This is a genomic window from Paenibacillus plantarum, from assembly GCF_013141695.1.
Taxonomy (GTDB): domain Bacteria; phylum Bacillota; class Bacilli; order Paenibacillales; family NBRC-103111; genus Paenibacillus_E; species Paenibacillus_E plantarum.
Map to the genome: position 1 here is coordinate 681,464 of NZ_WHNY01000067.1, position 18,921 is coordinate 700,384.

The following is an 18,921-nucleotide window of genomic DNA, read 5'->3' on the forward strand; positions in this document are numbered from 1 at the left end:
ATGCATCTTCGTGCCCAAATGTGAGCAATTCTAGAACGAATTCCAATTGTGTTAGAACCTCATATATATATAGACACCTCGAAAGCCCAAAAAGTTTCAGTGTTTTTTGTTATTTTCTAAATGGACTTGAAAGAGGCAGGAGCAATATGGTAACTTACTCATAATAGAACGCTATAGGGGGCCGATTTCATGGAGTTATTAAAACAGCGGATCTTAGAGGTCGGCGTCGTTGCTTCTGATCAAGTACTTAAACTTGATGCTATTTTGAATCACCAAGTAGATCCTGTTCTCATCATGGAGATGGGAAAAGAATTTGCAAGATTGTTTAGAGAAACCAAGCCAGACAAAGTATTGACTGTGGAATCTTCCGGTATTCCTATTGCGTATACGACGGCCTTGCAACTTGGCGTTCCCATGGTTTTTGCTCGCCGCAAGAAGACGTTGACGATGGATCAAGATACGTATAGTGAGCGTGTTCCTTCTTTTACCAAAGGAATTGTTACGGATATTATGGTGTCCTCGCATTTGCTGGGACAAGGTGAGCGTATCTTACTGATTGATGACTTTATCGCCAATGGGGATGCGGCACGCGGCTTAATTCGCATTGTGGAAAAAGCGGAAGCAGAGCTTGTCGGTGTCGGAATTGTTGTTGAGAAATCCTTTCAAAATGGCGGTAAATCCATTCGTGAACGCGGTATCCGCGTAGAGTCACTCGCTCGAATTGCTTCACTTGCGAACGGTCAGATCACTTTTGACTGATTTTACATCACGAGAATGACTTCCCTGAAACCGATTTATCCTTTATAATGATTACAAGGTAAGAGAGGAGGCTGACATCTATGGGTATCGAAAATGGTTCCATTGACTATTTTATGACAAAGCTAGGGGAAGCAAAGACTCACTTTGAACGTGCGCTTGATTGTAAACATACAGAGTTTGATGACCTGTATCCGTATATGATTGAACACCCTCAATTTTTCTGGTATAAGCGCTATGTAGCCTGGTCCGAGTTGTTAACAATCGTGAAGCTTTGTACGGAGCTGACAATCGAGTGGGAGCAGCAGTTCTCTGTTGCACAATCGGATTATATTAAGAAACGTGTGATGTCAAGCAAAGTCCTTGATTTCTGGTTTGAAACGAACGATTCGAAAGAGCATGTAAGTTAAATAACCCATATATGACAAAAGGCCAATGAATTCCATAAGGATTCTTGGCCTTTTTATTTGTAGCAAAATTAGGGTCAAATGCCATTTTCTAAAACGTTCATCGTTTCGATATGCCGCTTCGTCTGTTCAGAACCAAGTCGGTGCAGCGTACGATACACTTCGGTTAAATAGTAATCATATTCCTGATTCGTTTCGTTAGAGTAATAAACTTTCCAGGGGAGCCAGGAAGTCGCGTAGCTGCCTTGAGACGAGTTATCGGTTTCCTCAAAAAGCTCCTGCAGTTTGGCGATATCATCTTCCGTTGCGGATATTTCGAATTCATAATCCAGTGCTGTGCTGTCTTCGAGTACTTCTCCCGTGCCTACATTGATGTAGTACGTTCTCTTCTCCATAGTAATATCCCCCTTACGGTAGGCATGAGTTAGCCTTTGCCTTATCGCGTGCTTCGTCCTCGTTAAGTTAACCGAAGATGAATGGATTTATGTAAAGTTTCATCGAATCCCGAATTGGTGTATGCTAAGGAGGAACGGTTGATTTGAGATACTTATTATGGAGGTGCTACATAGATGATTACAGAAGAACAATTGGATCAATATCGCGTAGACAGCACACTGCTGCGTGTCATTCGAGATGTCAGCCCAGCGAACGATGTGCGTGGCATTGTTGTAGCTTGGGATGATGAGACGGTTCTTATTCGCAAAAAAAACCGTAGAGTCGTCAAGCTTGCCCGCGGATACGTGTATCAGCCTTATGAGAATGAAAGGCCGCCAGCGTTCATGTTGCCTCAGGAAACGATAGCGCCGGATGATTTGTCCGATGATGCAGAGTGAGGGAGAGGAAACTTCCACTAGAAGTTTAATCGCTGGTATTGGGATGAAGCAAGTGGTATCGCCACACGGGCGATATATGCAGATTACTAGTGACAATCCGCTGCGAACATTGAATTCTTCTCCGTGGGGTGGTGGTTTTGGTCACCATCGGGTGTTGATGAATCGTCAAGTGGACAAGACGTATAACGAAACCGACCCGTTGGTGGAGATGGAGGCTTTCATTGCTCGAGAAGGGCTGAAGCCTCAGGATACGGCTGGGATGCTCACCGCGGCGTGGGTGAATGATGTTGGATTTAGCGAATTGGCTTGGCCTCTAGAGGAAGAGCATCGTGTGCAGCCTGTAGAAGCGGTATATGAGCACGAATCACTTCGTGTTGCTGCATGGGTGACAGTCGGGCTGGGAAATAAGGCGCGAGCAGGGGCCATTTTGCCAGCCGCTTCGCTCTATCCAGGCACGATTAATACGATCGTGGTCATCGAAGGTAGTTTGACGGATGCGGCCATGGTGAATGCGGTTATTACCGCGACGGAAGCCAAAGCTGCCGCTCTGCAGGCATTGAATATCACCGTGAATGGTCAAATCGCAACAGGAACATCGACAGATGCCGTGTTGATTGCTGCAACAGGCAGAGGAACATCATTCCGCTATGCAGGTACAGCGACGACGCTGGGGTACTTGATTGGCAGAACGGTGCATGATGCAATCCTAGCTTCTGGCCAGTTATATGAGATAGAAATGAGTAAGCGTGTCGCGGTGAACTTGCAGGGGGAATGCACGTAGTAAGGTGTACAGTGGTGTAAGTCTTCAAAATACAAACGAGGAGGGCCCCCGCCACATAGCTGGCTCTTGGGACCCTCCTCGTTGGTTACGTATACGACTTACGTTTTACGAAACATGCCATATGAGAGACCGATGGCTAGCGCATCCATGTCAGAGATATCGTCATCTTCATTCTCGTTTTTGAAATTCGGATCGTGAACGATCCCTTCTGCTTCACCCTCGGTCAAATGACGCTGATTGCCCGTATATTTCGGCTCCAGTGCTTTGATTTCTTCTTCATTCATAGGTCATACCTCCTTTGGGATTAGGTTTAGGAAGTGGTCACCGAATTATACCTAGTGACAAAAGTTTAATTGACGAGCTTTTGCGTCACATGGTATATTAATTTTGTAAACGCGATCATGGCGGAATTGGCAGACGCGCACGGTTCAGGTCCGTGTGGGCTTACCCCCGTGGAGGTTCGAGTCCTCTTGATCGCATCGCTCGAAACACCCTTTTCTGGTTTCTCAGGAGAGGGTGTTTTCTTGTCCACCGCCCCCTGTAGCGGTTTTCATGAATTACAGGTATAATACATAGGATAGATTGTACATTTCTTTATATCTAAAGGAGCTGAATTGCATGGATAGAACAGTAACGATCACACAATCCGGCAGCTTTGCACATGTGCTTCAAACGTTTGCCATTTCCCTATTGGTTTCATTTCTTGGAACATTGATTGGCGCGATGGTTGTACCGCAATCCATGGTTATGCTTTTCGTCATTGCAGAGGTTGCAATGCTGGTAGCCGCTATCGTGATTCGCATTCGCGGCAAAAATATTGGTTACGGCTTTCTCTACGCATTTACAGCCATTTCGGGCGTGACGCTATATCCGGTCATCATGGCTTACGGCGGTCAGCTTGGGGCTAGTGTCGTATCGGGGGCTTTTTTTGCAACGGCAGCGATTTTCGGCTCATTGGCTTTCTATGCTCACCGTTCCCAACGTGATTTCAGTTTCTTAGGCGGATTCTTGTTTGCAGGAACAATTGGACTTGTGTTAATGAGTGTTCTCGGCATGTTCTTACATTTTGGATCCATGATGAATCTAGTATGGTCCATGGTGGGAATTTTAATCTTCAGTGGCTGGGTGCTCTATGATGTAGCACAGTATCGTAACGGTGTCGCAGCGGAAGCTGTTCCACTTGCTGCATTGAATATTTATCTGGATTTTATTAACTTGTTCCTCTATATTTTGCGGTTCATCGCTTCCATTGCGGGAATCAACAGAAACTAAAACATCGGATCTGCACACGATGATAAAAAAGCACGATGGCTCCGAACCACGAATGTGGGGGAGTGCATCGTGCTTTTTTTGCTGCTTGGCTAAGCTTTGCCTGGCAGCTTTTTCGTATGAAAAAAAGGGATATCTCCTCGAAAGCTTCGATTGATTTCCAGCAGGGTATAGATTAACTGGGTCAAATCTGTATGGTTCATACGAATTGTTAAAGGAACTAAATCCCGTTCTGACTTCATTCGGATCTCGAGTTTAAGATTGACTTCATCCATATAAATGTCAAGCTGCTCGGTTGCAAGCATTAGTTCCCACATTCAAACCAACACCTCTTTCTCTCTCTAGTTACTCTAGCTTATGTGTGTTGGACGAGATTAGAAGCAAATGCAACGATCCGGCGATAGGCTTTTTATTGAAATAAGCACGATTTCAGCTCTTGCCTCATACAATTTAATGATCCTAATTGAAAGAGGTGAGAAAACCTATGGCAACTTGTAGCACATGGATGTATAAAGGGATTTCGCCTTCCGTATTCAGAGCACTGCAGCAAGTAGGTAGGAGGCAGGGGTTCTCTATTCCTAACACAGCATCAGGCAAATTTACGATTTCAGTCGTCAGCATGAATGTTGGCTTCCAATATGCCTGGGATACGAATGCTCAAACCTTGCTGTTGCAATGCGATAATAAGCCAATGCTGTTAGGTTGTGGCACGATTAAATCTTTTGCAGATAAAATTATTGCGGAGAGCGGCGGAAGACCAGGGTGAATGGCAATAAGTAAGCGGCCTGCCACCTGTCTTCGTGTAGTTTAAAGCCTTGTTGCTCTGGTTACAATAAGGGTAAAAGGCAGGTGGGCGTATGGCAAAAAGCGATGATCTTGTGAAGTACATAACCCAACAAGTCGTTACCTATATCGACACACCGAAGGAAGTTCGTCAACAAGCCAAAGCGTCGATGAAGGAACAACGTGAGGGTTGGCAGACACGGTGGTTTGGGATGCTGCCGTTAGCGACGCGGATGTTGTTTGGGCGGACGAAGTCGAGAAAATAAGCGTGGTGAAATGTGCAAAAAGTGGCTGTCACTTGTAGAATCTTCTACATGTGATCAGCCACTTTTTGTTGTAAAACAGGTAACAGTTTGGTTAAGTGATGGCAAGTATCCCATCAGGGATCACACGTTATGCGAATCTTAAAAGATGAAGGGATCGTAGGTGCGCTATTTACATAAAATCGAATCATTTTAGTGAGAAGGGGAACGAGAGTGCTCTATTTATCCGAATTTGCCAGTTTCCTGCGATTTTCGGCTAGATAAGACACTGACGTTCCCCTTCGGAACATTTTTGGCGCAAAGCTACAAAATAGCGTATCCTAGTTCCCTCTGACTCACGGATAGATCTTCCCAAGCGATAACGAAGCATCCAATCCCACGTATCGCGGGCCATCGTGATCGAGTATCAGATAGATATCCCCATATATCCATTGTTGATAACCTAATACGGTTAACGGCATTGTCACCTGAGCACCATACAACTCTGTGACATAGGTTAGATCACCTTGCTGCTCAAGAGCAATCTTGAGCTCAGGCAAGGTTGACACTTGCAGCGGAGTGCCTTTAATCCATGGCATCCGTTCATAAGGATCAAATGGGGGGCGTATCAGGCTCTGAGCAGTACCATGCGATAGATCGGATGAGACACTCAGATCATACGCCATGCGTGGTTTTGGATCCTCCGTCAGCGGAAGCAATTCCCCTGATTTGGCGTCGAGATAATAGGTCTCGTCATCCAGCACGATTTTCCAAACAGAAGTAAGGGTATCCATATATAAGCGGTCTTCAATGATCGTTTTATTTTGCACAAAATCGTCGTATAAGGTTCCTGAAGGGATGAGTTCTTGTTGTATCAAAGAGCGATACAACGTAGCCAAACTAAATAAAGGAGATTTGCCTGTCCCATATTCGGTCAAACGGAAACCGCCAGATTCGGTGGCATGCACAATCATGTAGCCCACTTCTTGACCTTGATCGGTGAGGATGACGACCCAGCCATGGGTGCCAGGTCCAAGTGGATAGCTGTTCCAGCGTGCGTTCAGCCAACCTGCAAAACCATCTTCCTTCGCAAGCGTCGATTGCCAATTACTGATTGTTGAACCGAATGATGATGTACTCGTCAAGTCCGGTGTTGAAGCTGCTGCTTTAGGTTCCTTCACTTGCGCCTGCGTAGGGCTTGTCCCGTTTAAGTTGTCAACAGCTGAAGTGTGTAAGGGCATGAAGCCAATACTGCACAAAATAATACAAGTGGCTGTCCAAGTGGTCCACGACTTCATCTTCGTTCACCTGCCTCTCGCTAACCTCTTAGTGTATGTGACTATTGTAATGCGTATGCCTTAAAAAGAATGTTAGAACCTGTTGCGGGTTATTTGCGAGGTTTTAGCGACTAGCGTCAGTTTCTGGATGCATTTCGACTCGCATTTAAGTGAAATAGTCCGCCATTGATGACGGATACAGCGATCCGTGGCTTATGCTGCCAATCGATCTCTTCCAAGCGATTCCGACATTGGATTTCGATTTCGTCTCTTTTGTCAGGTTCTGCTGCTAGTAAAAGGCCGTTGTAGTAGCCCTCCACACGATCGATTTCACTGCGATGCCGAGCGTTCGCTTCATCGGCCCAGCGGTGGTCGTAGGTGCTGACTTTACGTTCAAGCATCATCTCCAGGGCATTGATCGCCTTCGGAATGGAAATCGTATCCGGTAAAATGTGACTATTCGCAGGGAGCTTCGGCGACAGACTTTTGGTTAGCATTTGCTTATGAAAATGCTCGCGAATTTCACCGGTGCCCAGCTGAATCGCAAGGGAATGAATTTCTGTCCGTTTCCGGTCACAGAGAAGCTCAACCTTGTAGTTCACACAGAGCCACGTATTGTAGACAAGGGAAGCATGATACGTCGCACCTGTCGGGAATGGCTCTTCGAATACATGGATGAACCGACCACGCTCGCGAACGATCCCGAAGATCTGGTCAAGTCGTCGGCTGCCGAAGGTGACATCATCTTGGGGAACGCGCGCCGTGATGGTCGTCGGAACGAAGCCGAAGTAACGGCCGAGTATGCTGTCCGGCGCACTGCCTGCAGGACCACCTGCACCGCCAGTACCCGATGGTCCGTAGCCAGTGGACGGAGGGCTTTGGACAGCGGTCACAGCCGCAGGTTTCGGCTTCGTTTCCAGCTTTATTTGCTCCGGATCGATCACGAATTTATACGTCATCGTTTCCGCAGCAGCACCTGTTCGCTCGATGAAGCTCCAATAATAAGGGCGGCCCGTCATTTCCCGATCTGCATCGGGAGAGAGCTTGACCGTCACCGAGGCAGGTGTTTTCTCAAGAATCTGACAATCATAGGCTTCCAGAAAACGCATCACGAACGAGTGAATGTTTCGTTTATTCATGGACCCACCTCCACAGCTTGGGAACCGCCTACAGCGTCAAGAATGTCTTGGAACTTCGCGCCATATTGCGGATTTTGTTCGATCTCTTCTCTTACTTCGGAGATGGAATGTCCGAGTTCATCGATTCTACGACGGATTTCCTCGCCAGAACCGGCTTCCATCACCATTCGGAACAGGGATGTTTCAAGCGATCCGCGTTTCTCGATTTTTTCCAAAATCGTATCCAGCTGCCCAATAACTAATTCAAACATATTGATTTTCTCATGTAAGAGAGAGAGGATATGTTCTTCAATGGTATTCCTTGTGGATAAGTTGTAAATGTTTACGTCATGCGTTTGCCCAAGGCGATGAACCCGACCGATCCGTTGTTCCACGCGCATAGGGTTCCACGGCAGATCGAAGTTGATCATGTTGTGGCAAAATTGCAGATTAATGCCCTCGCCACCTGCCTCGGTAGCGATAAGTACTTGTACCCGATTTCGGAACAAATCCATCATCCAGTCTTTTTTGCCGCGATTCATGCCACCGCGATAGGGGACTGCCGTAATCTTATGTTCCTTGAGATAGTTCAATAAATATTCTTGCGATGCCCGATACTCCGTGAAAATAATGACTTTGTCATTAATGTCTTGAATAAGTCGCATCGTGGTTTCTGCTTTACTATTGGACTTAATGCTGCGAATAAGCTCGACGAGCTCCCAAATTTTAGGCCGCATCGGTGAGTCTTCGGCTGTCTTTTTAAATAAATTCACCAACGTTATAAAAACAGCGTCTCGCGAACTGCACACCTCACGCTGAAGTGTAATCATAGAAAGCATGGAGCTGAGATCGCCGCCACTTTCGGAATAGCGTGTTCGTACGAAATTCGTAACCCCATCATAGAGCGCTTGCTCATCGTCTGAGAGCGTGAGCGGGATATTACGCACAATCCGCTTCGTATAGTGAACACCGCCGTCTCCCCGACGGTTACGAATCATCACCTTAGAAAGCTCTTGCTGGAGCTGAATCTCATTCTTCGGCGTACGTTTGCCGACAACGAAATTGCTCTTGAAGCTGTTCTGCCCGCCAAGCTGACCTGGTTTTAGCAGCGTGATCAGATTGTAGAGCTCTTTGAGATCGTTCTGCACAGGTGTAGCTGTGAGGAGCAGGCAGTATTTTTTGCGCAGCTCGTTGACGAACGTGTAGTTAGTCGTTTTCTTATTCTTCAGCTTGTGGGCTTCATCGACGATGAGCATATCGTATTCAAGGCCCATCACAATCTCGCGATGCGGGTCCCTTTTGGCTGTGTCCATCGAAGCTACGATAATGTCAGCTTGCTGCCACATGTAGGCTTTTTTATGCGCAACGGCAGGGATGCCGAATTTGGTATTCAATTCCCGAACCCATTGCAGGACAAGGGAAGCGGGTACAAGGATGAGTGTTTTGCGGACAAGCCCGCGGATCATGTATTCTTTTAAAATTAAACCAGCTTCAATGGTCTTCCCAAGTCCAACCTCATCGGCCAAAATAGCCCGCCCACGCATCTCGTTGAGCACTCGTTTCGCTGTATCAATCTGATGCGCCATAGGTTCTAGCGTCCCTAAGTGCGCAAGGCATTGCATATCATCAAACGTAGAAATAAGCCCCGATTCTTCCGATTCGTAGGCAAGCTGATATAAGGTCCAGTCATCCCAAGGACCTCCTCCACGTACACGATTGTCCAGCTCGGTAAACCAGTCCCTCTCAAAATGCATATCCAGCTGTTTATGAATGGGGCGAATGTTCTCTTGCTGATCATGTTGACGCATGGCTGTGCCCTCCTAAAAGTTTTGCGTAGCAAAACTAGCCTCGTAAGCATATGCTACGATCTGATACTGCGCCTATCCTCAAACGTCGCATACTTGTTAGTATGTCCAGAGAAGAATCTTTCATAACTTTTCCCATGTAAGAGTTTTACTAGGGGGAAGTTCTCAGAGGTCGAACGCTGATCTTGAATATGCTATGATAGAGGTTGGTTTTTGGGAAAAAGTGACGTTCTACACGAAAGGAAGTCGAATGAGATGACAGCTTGGCGATTTATACATACAGGGGATCGTTCTCCTGCTGAAAATATGGCGTTAGATGAAGCGATACTTACCGCTCACAGTGAAGGCAAGGTTCCGCCAACGGTGCGGTTCTATGGATGGAATCCTGCTACGTTATCTATTGGTTATTTTCAAAAGGCGGCTGAAGTTGATCAAGAAGCGGTTGCAAGCGAGGGAATTGGCTTTGTGAGACGGCCTACTGGCGGAAGAGCTGTGCTGCACGATAAAGAGTTGACGTATAGCATCATCGTGGCTGAGGATTATCCAGGCATTCCACGCAATGTGACGGAAGCGTATCGTGTGTTGAGCGAGGGGTTATTGCAAGGTTTTCGTGCGCTAGGCCTAGCAGCAGAAATGGTGCAGTTGGCAAGCGATGAGGAAAAAGAGAAATACGCTTCCGCTGGTTCTGCGGCTTGCTTCGATTCACCTTCGTGGTACGAGTTGGTTGTGGAAGGTCGCAAAGTCGCTGGCAGCGCGCAAGTTCGGCAGAAAAACGTTGTATTGCAGCATGGCTCGATCCTGCTGGATATGGATACGGATCAATTATTTCGGATGCTGCGCTTCTCGAATGAGAAAGTGGCCGATCGCATGAAACATAGCTTTCTAAAGAAGGCTGTAGCCATTAATGAATTGCTGCGCGCACAAGGGAAAGCGGAAGTCACGTTGCGCGAAGTGGAGGAAGCGTTCCGGCGTGAAATCGCGCTAGGTCTTGGTGTCGAACTCGTCGAGTCGTCATTGACGGACTACGAGATTGAACTTACGGAGCGACTTGTTGCCGAGAAATACGGCACGGACGAGTGGAATTTACGGCGGTAGTAAGTTAACAGAAGTAGGAAAGTGGATGATAGGTGGGCTGAAGTAGTTATTGCTGCGAGTGCACCTTCTTAGCCTAACAGAGAGGAATAAATGGATTTCATGTAGCTAAATTAGAGGAAAAGGCTGAATTTTTAGGAATAAATGGATTATATACAGGTAATAGCAGCTAGTATTGCCTGTGTGGTCAGAAATCGCTGAATTAGCTGTAGGTTTTCCAGTTATTCAAGCAATTGACCGAAAATGATCTAAAATAGCTGGAGTTTTTCCAGTTAGCTGATTCATTCGGATTCATCCAAATAAAGGACAGCCCTCAGGTAGAAGAATCTACTCAAAGGACTGTCCTTAATTAATTATCCGAGTACGACTCGGTCATCCGCTAGCTTATTGCCGCTGATATGTTCAAACTCACCGAGCAGCTGCGCTACGGTGAGGTTCTTCTTCCGTTCCTCGTTCACATCAAGAATGATGCGACCTTTATCCATCATGATCAGGCGATTGCCGAGACGAATCGCTTGCTCCATATTGTGCGTGACCATGAGTGTGGTCAGCTTCATTTCGCGCACGATTTCCTCTGTCAATCGTGTGATCAGTTCAGCCCGCGCGGGATCGAGCGCGGCTGTATGCTCATCGAGCAGCAGAATCTGCGGCTCGGTGAACGTTGCCATGAGCAAGCTGAGGGCTTGTCGCTCGCCGCCGGAGAGCAGACCGACCTTCGCGCGCAGGCGGCTTTCCAAGCCGATACCGAGGCGCTGCAGCTGTTCCAGGAACAACGCGCGCTTTCGCGCGTTGGTGCCGAAGCTGAGCCCGCGCTTCTTGCCGCGGGCATACGCCATGGCGAGATTCTCCTCGATGGTCATACGAGGAGCGGTCCCCGCCATGGGGTCTTGAAAGACGCGGCCGATCCAGCGGCTGCGCTTGTACTCAGGCAGATGGTGAATGACTTCACCATCTATGCGCACTTCGCCGGCGTCTGGCGTCATGACGCCGGAGATGATGTTCATCAGCGTCGATTTACCGGCGCCGTTACTGCCGATGACCGTGACGAAGTCACCGGGCTTCAGGGTTAGGTTAATGCCGATGAGCGCAATTTTCTCATCGGCAGAACCAGGGTTAAAGAGCTTGGAAACATTCGAGAGCTGCAGCATTAACGCCCACCTCCTTTGTTCATTTGCAGCGCGAGCTCGAGGAGCTCAGCAGAGCGCTTCTTCGCATTCGCTTTTTGTTTGATCGATCGCTGCACGGATGGCAGAACGAGCGCGATAATCACGATAATCGCGGTAATTAACTTCAAGTCGGACGCTTTCAGCCACTCAACTCGAAGTGCTAACGCGACAACAATTCGGTACACGATGGAACCGAGTACAGCAGCAAGTGTCGCTTGGAAAACGGAGCGAGCCCCAAAAATCGCTTCCCCAATAATAACGGAAGCTAGTCCCACCACGATCATCCCGATCCCCATCGAGATGTCCGCAAAGCCGGATTGCTGAGCAATAAGTGCACCGGATAAAGCTACTAATCCATTTGACAAGCTCAAGCCTAGAATCGTTGTTCGGTCCGTGTTGGCACCGAAGCTGCGAATCATGCGAGCGTTGTCCCCAGTTGCACGGAGAGCAAGACCCAGATCGGTATGCAGGAACGCATCAAGCAACAATTTGAATACAATCACAATGATCAATACTACGGTAATTGGTGACATGGAAGTAAACAAAGTATCTACACCAAGAAGCGAAATGTTCGGTTTGCCCATGATGCGCATATTAATCGAGTACAAGGCAATCATCATAAGAATTCCGGACAGAAGCCCATTAATTTTACCCTTCGTATGAAGCAGTCCTGTGCAAGCGCCAGCCACAAGTCCACCTGCAAAAGCGGCCAAACAAGCAAGAAGTGGCGAGTAGCCGTTTGCGATTAGAATCGCAGCAATGGCACCGCCTGTTGTAAAGCTGCCATCCACCGTTAGATCAGGGAAATCAAGAATACGAAACGTAATATAAACACCTAGCGCCATCAATGCATAGAGAAGTCCTAGCTCGACGGCACCAGTCATTGAATCCATCATCATTATTCCTCCTAACTTTGAAAAAAAGGGATGAACGAAAGTGACGTTCACCCCTTTAGTGTCTTTCTACTCACTGAATAATATTTTTCTCTTTATCTTTTACTGCGGCTTTCATCGCATCCGTTACTTCGATGCCTTGTGCTTTAGCTGCTTTTAGGTTTAGGATGAGATCCATTTTGTCAGGTACAGTTACTTTCATGTCTGCTGGTTTTTTACCATTCTTGAGGATGTCGACAGCCATTTGGCCTACTTGGTAGCCGTGATCAAAGTATTTGAAGCCAACTGTTGCGAAAGCTCCTTTTTCAACGGTATCACGGTCACTGGAGAAGAATGGGATCTTCTTATCGTTCGCGATTTGAATGATACCATCCACACCACTAACAACTGTGTTATCAAGCGTAATCAAGAATGCATCTGCACGACCAACAAGGGACTGTGCAGCTTGTTTAACTTCTGATGTGTTTGTAACTGGTGCTTTAATTAGCTTGATGCCATGCTTGGTTAAAGATTGTTCAGCATTTTTGGCCATAATGACAGCGTTTGGTTCTCCTTCATTCAGGACAAGACCAACAGTCTTAATCTTCGGCATGTTAGCTGCAACGAAATCCATCAATTGGGCAATGGCCATTGGATTCGTATCGGAAGCTCCGGATACATTGCCGCCTGGCTTATCCACATTGGTTACGATTTTGGCTGCAAGTGGGTCTGTAACCGCTGCGAAAAGAATCGGTGCTTTCTTCACTTGCTGTACCACTGCTTGTGCGGATGGTGTTGCAATTCCCAGTACAAGATCGTTGTCAGCGGAAGCAATTTTTTGAGCGATGGATAAGTTATTCGGTTGATCGCCTTGTGCATTATTGAAGTCAACCTTCAGGTTCGTGCCTTCTACGATGCCTGCATCTTTAAGTGCTGCAAGGAATCCCTGGCGTGTTGCATCTAACGATGGATGTTCAACAATTTGTGAAATCGCAATCTTATAAGTTTTGGATGCGGCTGCTGTAGCTGCCGGAGTAGTTGAGGCTGCACCACCTGCTGCAGGCGTTGGCTCCGCTTTTTGACCACAACCTGCGACTAACATAATAGCTGCTGATAATACGATGGATGTGAGTGCTTTCTTTTTCAACAAAATTACCCCTCTCTAAGTTCCCAGATGTTGCTTGGACGCATTGCTCTCCCACCACTTTAACGCTTTCGTTCAGCAAAGCGTGAGAGGCGAGGTGTCCAAGTACTTTTATAATTAACCATAGTTTAATTGGCTCATGGGGTTTCCGTCAATTGTTTTATCCGAATTTGTGATTATTTTGTGAATATTTGTCGGGAGGAAACGTGACATACGGAGGTAGAGATGGGGTTTGTACGCAAAAAAGAGGACAGCCTTTAGAAGCCAGATGAGATGACTTGGACTAGGGCTGCCCTTGTATGGGGGGAGTGTTTTGGTTGAGAAAGGTTCTTTCAAATTCGGCTTGAAGTTTCTGGGTTGTTGGACCAGGTACTCCTGAACCGATAGATTGTCCATCTATTTGAAGGATTGGTGTAATTTCTACCGTCGTACCTGTGATAAAAGCTTCATCCGCCTGTAGAAGTTGTTCCGTCGTGAAAGATTCTTCTTTGACTGGTATTTGTAAGGCATGCGCTATTCGGAGTACGACAGCACGCGTAATCCCATGCAGAATCAAGTGATTGGCGGGGTGCGTGTAGAGAACCTGATCTTTCACCATCATCAGATTGGAGGCACTGCATTCGGTTACCGTGCCTTCACGATGAAGCACGACTTCTTGTACACCATGATCTAATGCAGCTTGCTTGGCAAGTACATTTGGCAGCAAATTTAGGGTCTTGAGATCGCATCGTAACCAGCGAATATCAGGTTGTGTAACGGCGTTGATGCCATTCTGAATGGTGGCTAAAGGACGCTTCACCTCAGAACAATAGGCGAGTACAATGGGCACAGCCTGTGTCGGGAATGGATGCGCGCGAGGCGCCTCTCCACGAGTAATTTGCAAATAAACCGTGCCCTCGATGAGGTTGTTGTGCCCAATGAGCTTATTCAATATAGTTAGAATTTCATCACTTGTATGAGGTAAGGAGAGGCGTACTTCACTTGCTGTTCGTTCGAGCCGCTGCATATGTGCAGCACCTTCATAAATCTGACCATTGTAGACGCGAAACACTTCATAAATTCCATCACCAAAGTAATAGCCACGATCATCGGGTGAGATTTGGATGTCTTGTTTATGTACGAATTCGTTTTTATAAAAATACATGATTCATCTCTCCTATTTATAAAAAAAATAATAGAACATATGTTCTGTTTTGCTGAAAAATGTGATATACTATATCTAGGTTATCAAACATGGATAAGAACGTCAAAACTAGCACTTTGTTGATTTTTTTGCAATGGGTATTTAGACTTTGTCTCCGCTAGATGTTGTGTAGTATAATCAGTAAGGTATACCATATATTGTGAATTGGTGGTTTCTGGCACTTGTATTTATTATCTTAAATCGCAGCAATATTTGCGGCTACTTGGGAGGGATTTGAACGATGGGGAATGGTTACACCAGTAAGAAGTTAACGGGTTTAAGTGAAAAAATATTTCTGGATCGTTATGCGCTGAAGGATGCGGATACGAGTCATGCGAAAGTCGGAGACACCGTTCTCGTACTGACGAAGGATGATCCGAAATTCCCAGCCAAAGAAGTTGGTGAGATTGTTAGTCGTGCTGGAAGCAAAGTGAAGGTTCTGACACGCAGCGGTGAAACGGTTGAATCTGAGGTTGAGAAGTTGACATTAAATAGAGAAAAGACACCGGAAGAAATGTGGGATCGCTTGGCAGGAGCGATGGCTTCGGTTGAGAAGACAGCGGAGAAGCGTCAGGAATGGACGGAGAAATTCAGATACATTCTGAACGATTGGAAGCTTGTACCTGGGGGCCGGATTGCAGCAGGCGCGGATGCGAGTGATGAATTGACTTTGTTCAATTGCTACGTCATTCCTTCACCGAAGGATAGTCGCGGCGGGATTATGAACACGTTGACTGAAATGACTGAAATTATGTCACGCGGTGGTGGCGTTGGCATTAATTTGTCTTCACTTCGACCGAGACGTTCAGTGGTGAAAGGCGTTAATGGATCGTCCAGCGGCGCTGTCTCTTGGGGTGGATTGTTTAGTTATACGACAGGTTTGATCGAGCAAGGCGGTAGCCGTCGCGGGGCGTTAATGCTGATGATTAATGATTGGCATCCAGATCTGGAGGATTTCATTACGGTGAAGTCCACCATGGGGCAGATTACGAACGCGAACTTATCTGTTTGCGTAAGTAATGGCTTCATGAAAGCGGTGAAGGAGGATCTAGAATGGGAACTGGTGTTCCCGGATACCACAGATCCAGAGTACAATGAACTGTGGGACGGTAATTTAGATGCGTGGAAGAAATTAGGCAAAGCTGTTAAGCCTTATCGCACGGTTCGCGCGCGTGATGTTTGGCACTCGATTATTGAATCGGCATGGAAATCCGCTGAACCTGGCGTAGTATTCTTGGAATATTACAATCAGATGTCCAATAGCTGGTATTTTAATCCTATTATTTGTACGAATCCGTGTGGTAAGGTAGCCTAGTTTGCCTCACGTTAATCATCGCGGAATAAAGCGGGAAGGCTGAGAAGCTAATCCGAACCGAAGGCTGGAAGTAAAGAATCAGTCAGGGGCAGAGCATAGATGGTGAAACTGCACGAAAGCAGAATATAACCCATCCACGAGGCCGCGACACTAAGAATTCAAGCGTCTTATCCCCTTAAATGATTTTGATAAGAAGGAGGTGATTAATTTGAATAGAGGTTATAGTGGATATTATCGAGAAACTTACTTAAGAAGTTCATACGAATACGCATATGCTAAGTATTTGGATTACCTCGGAATTACATGGACCTATGAAGAAAGAACATTTAATTTAGGATACAAAACATATAAACCCGACTTTTTTATCTATGATAAGCAAAATAGCTTATTAAAAATTGTTGAAATAAAACATAGGGATCCCATTGTTCTTGCTAGAACGAAAGTAGATCTTGAGCTTACGACATCGTTATATCGCATCTCTGCGGAGATTATATCTTACGAAGAATTACTAAATTTGTATAAAGAACTTCCTATGTCGCTTACATCAACTTTAAATCAATGGATAGAATCGGAAAAAACTACAATTAATAAGAATTGGGAAGGTTCGCTTAATCCGCATTATAATCAAAAGCATAACGAAAATACTAAAAAGTATATTTCTGATAGAACAAAAGAGCGGTGGCAAGATCCTATTCTTCGAACTAAGATGTTAGCTGGATTCTTAAAAGGAGCAGAAGCGGTCAAAGCAAAAAAAGGGACATGGATTAAAGTCCCAAGGGTGAGTCGAGACTGCGAGCATTGTAAGAAACAATTCTGGAAGTTGGCTACGAGCGTCCAAAGATTTTGTAGTGATATTTGTGGTGGTAAATTTGGTTTTAAGTTAGCTAATGAGGTTTATAAAAAAAAACAGGCAGCAAGTTCATTGGAAAATAAAAAGTTATGTACTTGATTGGACCAAGAAGAATAGCAAGTACGTTGAAAATATTCCGTACAACAAAATAAAATCGAGCTTGCAACCTTTGCTTGATGAAATTGTTGATAAATATGGTGTGAATGATATTAGAGTCGTTACTAATGCTGTTTTAGGGGAACAGCTAGGACGGAAAGAACTTCTAAAGTTCTTAAAGACGCTTTGAATGATAAGTGAAAATATATGCCGACCTAACGGGAATCAAACCGTTAGAACTATTGGATAAAAAACCGATAGGATAACAAAATTGGAACAAGGCTTACCTGCTTGGGGTGTCTGTAATTTATCAGCCATCAATTTGTCGAAGTTCTATGATGCGGAGAAGCATGATGTGGATTGGGAAGAGCTTGCTACCGTCGTACGCTATTCAACGCGTTTTCTGGATAATGTCATTGACAAAACGCCTTATCATTTCGAAGAAAATCGAGCAAATCAGCAAAATGAGCGTCGCGTAGGGCTAGGTACGATGGGTCTGGCAGAGCTTATGATTCTTTTGAAAATACGGTACGGCAGCCCGGAATCTCTCGTGTTCTTGGACAAGATTTATGGGTTCATGGCGAGAGAAGCGTATCTGGCTTCATCTGAGATTGCAGGCGAGAAGGGATCCTTCCAAGCCTTTATCGAAGATAAATTCATGGAAAGCGGCTTTATGCGCAAAATGACAGAGGTATTTCCTGAGGTTGGTGAGGCCATTCATCAGAATGGTATGCGTAACGTGACGGTCATTACCCAGGCGCCAACGGGAAGTACGGGGACAATGGTTGGTACATCAACGGGGATTGAGCCTTACTTCGCATTTGAGTACTATCGTCAAAGTCGCCTAGGCTTCGATAAGCAGTATGTGCCGATTGCGCAGAATTGGAAAGATGCGAATCCAGATCAAGATCTGCCTGATTACTTCGTCACCTCGATGAGCTTGTCCGCTGAAGACCATATTCGGGCACAAGCAGCCATTCAGACTTGGGTGGATAGCTCGATTTCGAAGACAGCTAACTGTCCAGCTGATTTCACAGTTGAGGAAACGAAACGACTCTATGAATTGGCGTATGATCTAGGCTGTAAAGGCGTGACCATCTACCGCGATGGCAGCCGTGATGTCCAAGTATTGAGTACGAGTTCGGATAAGAAGGAAGAAGTGAAAGTGGAGGCTCAGCCCGAAGTAGCTCCAGTAGCTGTCGCGGCAGAGGCTGTTGTGGATGAGGAGAGCTTATCGCGTTTGTCTGGCAAGCTTGCGGTCAATGTGGATGCGAAGACGGAACAAGTCTTCGATAAGCAATACAAGCGTCGTCCGCAAATTTTGCGTGGCGCTACCTATAAGGTGAATACCCCATTCGGTATGGCGTATATCACGATCAATGATATGAATGGCACACCGAGCGAGATTTTCCTTAATGTAGGAAAAGCAGGGTCTGACGTGTTCGCGATGTCCGAAGCACTTGGCCGTGTGTGCTCCTTGTTCTTGCGCTATGGCGATCACGGAGACAAAGTGAAGCTGCTCGTGAAGCACTTGAAAGGCATTGGCGGCTCCGGCGCCATTGGATTCGGCAACAACCGCGTCGAGTCGATCGCAGACGCGGTTGCCAAAGCGCTCGAGCAGCACGACGAAGTGATGAGCGAGCCTGACGACGCGCGGAACTACGTGACCGCGACGAGTGAAGTTGTTGAGGCAGCGCCGGCGGCTGGCGTTGCAGGGGGTGGCGGGCACGCGGCTCCGAGCGTGACGAGTGTCGCGGCGATGGACCTGTGCACGTCCTGTGGTTCCGCTTCGCTGGTGAACAGCGAAGGGTGTAAGAATTGTATCAACTGCGGATATAGCAGATGTAATTAGTAGAGAATCCATGGCGGAGGCCCTGGATGTGTCAAATTCCAGAAATAATTAGAATTGTTCCATAAATCCTTAGACGGTTT

Annotated in this window: 19 protein-coding genes, 1 tRNA gene and 2 pseudogenes; 12 read left to right on the plus strand and 10 right to left on the minus strand. The window is 46.4% G+C overall.

The window, feature by feature from the left end:
- The first annotated feature begins 189 nt into the window (after positions 1-189).
- Both GC096_RS25965 and GC096_RS25970 read left to right on the plus strand, forming a co-directional pair.
- Positions 190-759, plus strand: coding sequence for a xanthine phosphoribosyltransferase (locus tag GC096_RS25965; RefSeq protein WP_171634213.1), 570 nt, complete (start codon positions 190-192; stop codon positions 757-759).
- A gap of 80 nt (positions 760-839) precedes the next feature.
- Positions 840-1,166, plus strand: a complete 327-nt coding sequence (locus tag GC096_RS25970; RefSeq protein WP_056615938.1) for a hypothetical protein — start codon at positions 840-842, stop codon at positions 1,164-1,166.
- A gap of 74 nt (positions 1,167-1,240) precedes the next feature.
- Here the strand turns inward: GC096_RS25970 and GC096_RS25975 are convergent, their stop codons facing one another.
- A complete protein-coding gene (locus GC096_RS25975) occupies positions 1,241-1,558 on the minus strand; it encodes a hypothetical protein (RefSeq protein ID WP_057309825.1) in 318 nt (105 codons plus the stop codon).
- Positions 1,559-1,732: 174 nt separating this feature from the next.
- On the opposite strand from GC096_RS25975, the gene GC096_RS25980 reads away from it, so the two are divergent.
- Together GC096_RS25980 and GC096_RS25985 are read left to right on the plus strand one after the other, a co-directional pair.
- Positions 1,733-1,996: a hypothetical protein gene (locus tag GC096_RS25980; RefSeq protein ID WP_056615932.1), complete on the plus strand. Its 264-nt coding sequence runs from the start codon at positions 1,733-1,735 to the stop codon at positions 1,994-1,996.
- The gene (locus GC096_RS25985) at positions 1,983-2,777 is read left to right on the plus strand and encodes an adenosylcobinamide amidohydrolase (protein WP_246302941.1); all 795 of its coding nucleotides are present in this window, start codon (positions 1,983-1,985) and stop codon (positions 2,775-2,777) included. Before GC096_RS25980 ends, GC096_RS25985 begins: the two co-directional genes overlap by 14 nt.
- A gap of 98 nt (positions 2,778-2,875) precedes the next feature.
- On the opposite strand, the gene GC096_RS25990 is transcribed toward GC096_RS25985, so the two are convergent.
- Positions 2,876-3,061, minus strand: a complete 186-nt coding sequence (locus GC096_RS25990; protein ID WP_171634216.1) for a hypothetical protein — start codon at positions 3,059-3,061, stop codon at positions 2,876-2,878.
- A 111-nt stretch (positions 3,062-3,172) separates the two neighbouring features.
- On the opposite strand from GC096_RS25990, the gene GC096_RS25995 reads away from it, so the two are divergent.
- Positions 3,173-3,256: transfer RNA gene (locus GC096_RS25995), tRNA-Leu, on the plus strand.
- Between the two features lie 139 nt (positions 3,257-3,395).
- A complete protein-coding gene (locus GC096_RS26000) occupies positions 3,396-4,049 on the plus strand; it encodes a Bax inhibitor-1/YccA family protein (protein ID WP_171634218.1) in 654 nt (217 codons plus the stop codon).
- Positions 4,050-4,138: 89 nt separating this feature from the next.
- Here GC096_RS26000 and GC096_RS26005 read toward each other — a convergent pair whose 3' ends face one another.
- The gene (locus GC096_RS26005) at positions 4,139-4,363 is read right to left on the minus strand and encodes a hypothetical protein (RefSeq protein WP_171634220.1); all 225 of its coding nucleotides are present in this window, start codon (positions 4,361-4,363) and stop codon (positions 4,139-4,141) included.
- A gap of 167 nt (positions 4,364-4,530) precedes the next feature.
- Here GC096_RS26005 and GC096_RS26010 point away from each other — a divergent pair, with 167 nt between their 5' ends.
- Together GC096_RS26010 and GC096_RS26015 are read left to right on the plus strand one after the other, a co-directional pair.
- Entirely contained in the window at positions 4,531-4,812 is a 282-nt protein-coding gene (locus GC096_RS26010; protein WP_171634221.1) for a hypothetical protein, read from the plus strand.
- Between the two features lie 91 nt (positions 4,813-4,903).
- Entirely contained in the window at positions 4,904-5,095 is a 192-nt protein-coding gene (locus GC096_RS26015; RefSeq protein ID WP_056615913.1) for a YqzE family protein, read from the plus strand.
- A gap of 332 nt (positions 5,096-5,427) precedes the next feature.
- On the opposite strand, the gene GC096_RS26020 is transcribed toward GC096_RS26015, so the two are convergent.
- The 3 genes from GC096_RS26020 to GC096_RS26030 form a co-directional block, all read right to left on the minus strand.
- Positions 5,428-6,369 carry a hypothetical protein gene (locus tag GC096_RS26020; protein WP_171634223.1) on the minus strand — a complete coding sequence of 314 codons (942 nt, stop codon included), beginning with the start codon at positions 6,367-6,369 and terminating at the stop codon, positions 5,428-5,430.
- A gap of 116 nt (positions 6,370-6,485) precedes the next feature.
- On the minus strand, positions 6,486-7,487 hold the full coding sequence (locus GC096_RS26025) for a YqhG family protein (protein ID WP_171634224.1): 1,002 nt from the start codon (positions 7,485-7,487) through the stop codon (positions 6,486-6,488).
- Positions 7,484-9,274 carry a DEAD/DEAH box helicase gene (locus tag GC096_RS26030; RefSeq protein WP_171634226.1) on the minus strand — a complete coding sequence of 597 codons (1,791 nt, stop codon included), beginning with the start codon at positions 9,272-9,274 and terminating at the stop codon, positions 7,484-7,486. Before GC096_RS26030 ends, GC096_RS26025 begins: the two co-directional genes overlap by 4 nt.
- Before the next feature lie 252 nt (positions 9,275-9,526).
- On the opposite strand from GC096_RS26030, the gene lipM reads away from it, so the two are divergent.
- Positions 9,527-10,366 (plus strand): octanoyltransferase LipM, encoded by an 840-nt coding sequence (gene lipM, locus GC096_RS26035; RefSeq protein WP_171634227.1) that lies wholly within the window; start codon positions 9,527-9,529, stop codon positions 10,364-10,366.
- 350 nt (positions 10,367-10,716) lie between these two features.
- Here the strand turns inward: lipM and GC096_RS26040 are convergent, their stop codons facing one another.
- From GC096_RS26040 to dat, 4 genes are all read right to left on the minus strand, one after another.
- A complete protein-coding gene (locus GC096_RS26040) occupies positions 10,717-11,511 on the minus strand; it encodes an ABC transporter ATP-binding protein (protein WP_171634229.1) in 795 nt (264 codons plus the stop codon).
- A complete protein-coding gene (locus GC096_RS26045; RefSeq protein ID WP_171634345.1) occupies positions 11,511-12,425 on the minus strand; it encodes an ABC transporter permease in 915 nt (304 codons plus the stop codon). Before GC096_RS26045 ends, GC096_RS26040 begins: the two co-directional genes overlap by 1 nt.
- 70 nt (positions 12,426-12,495) lie before the next feature.
- Positions 12,496-13,548, minus strand: coding sequence for an ABC transporter substrate-binding protein (locus tag GC096_RS26050; RefSeq protein WP_171634231.1), 1,053 nt, complete (start codon positions 13,546-13,548; stop codon positions 12,496-12,498).
- 280 nt (positions 13,549-13,828) lie between these two features.
- Positions 13,829-14,689, minus strand: a complete 861-nt coding sequence (gene dat / locus GC096_RS26055) for a D-amino-acid transaminase (protein WP_171634232.1) — start codon at positions 14,687-14,689, stop codon at positions 13,829-13,831.
- A gap of 280 nt (positions 14,690-14,969) precedes the next feature.
- On the opposite strand from dat, the pseudogene GC096_RS26060 reads away from it, so the two are divergent.
- The 3 genes and pseudogenes from GC096_RS26060 to GC096_RS26070 form a co-directional block, all read left to right on the plus strand.
- Positions 14,970-16,034, plus strand: a pseudogene (locus GC096_RS26060) (ribonucleotide reductase barrel domain-containing protein); the annotation flags it as partial.
- A gap of 217 nt (positions 16,035-16,251) precedes the next feature.
- Positions 16,252-16,992: a PDDEXK family nuclease gene (locus tag GC096_RS26065; protein WP_171634234.1), complete on the plus strand. Its 741-nt coding sequence runs from the start codon at positions 16,252-16,254 to the stop codon at positions 16,990-16,992.
- Between the two features lie 271 nt (positions 16,993-17,263).
- A pseudogene (locus GC096_RS26070) lies at positions 17,264-18,841 on the plus strand (ribonucleotide reductase barrel domain-containing protein); the annotation flags it as partial.
- Positions 18,842-18,921: the final 80 nt, after the last annotated feature.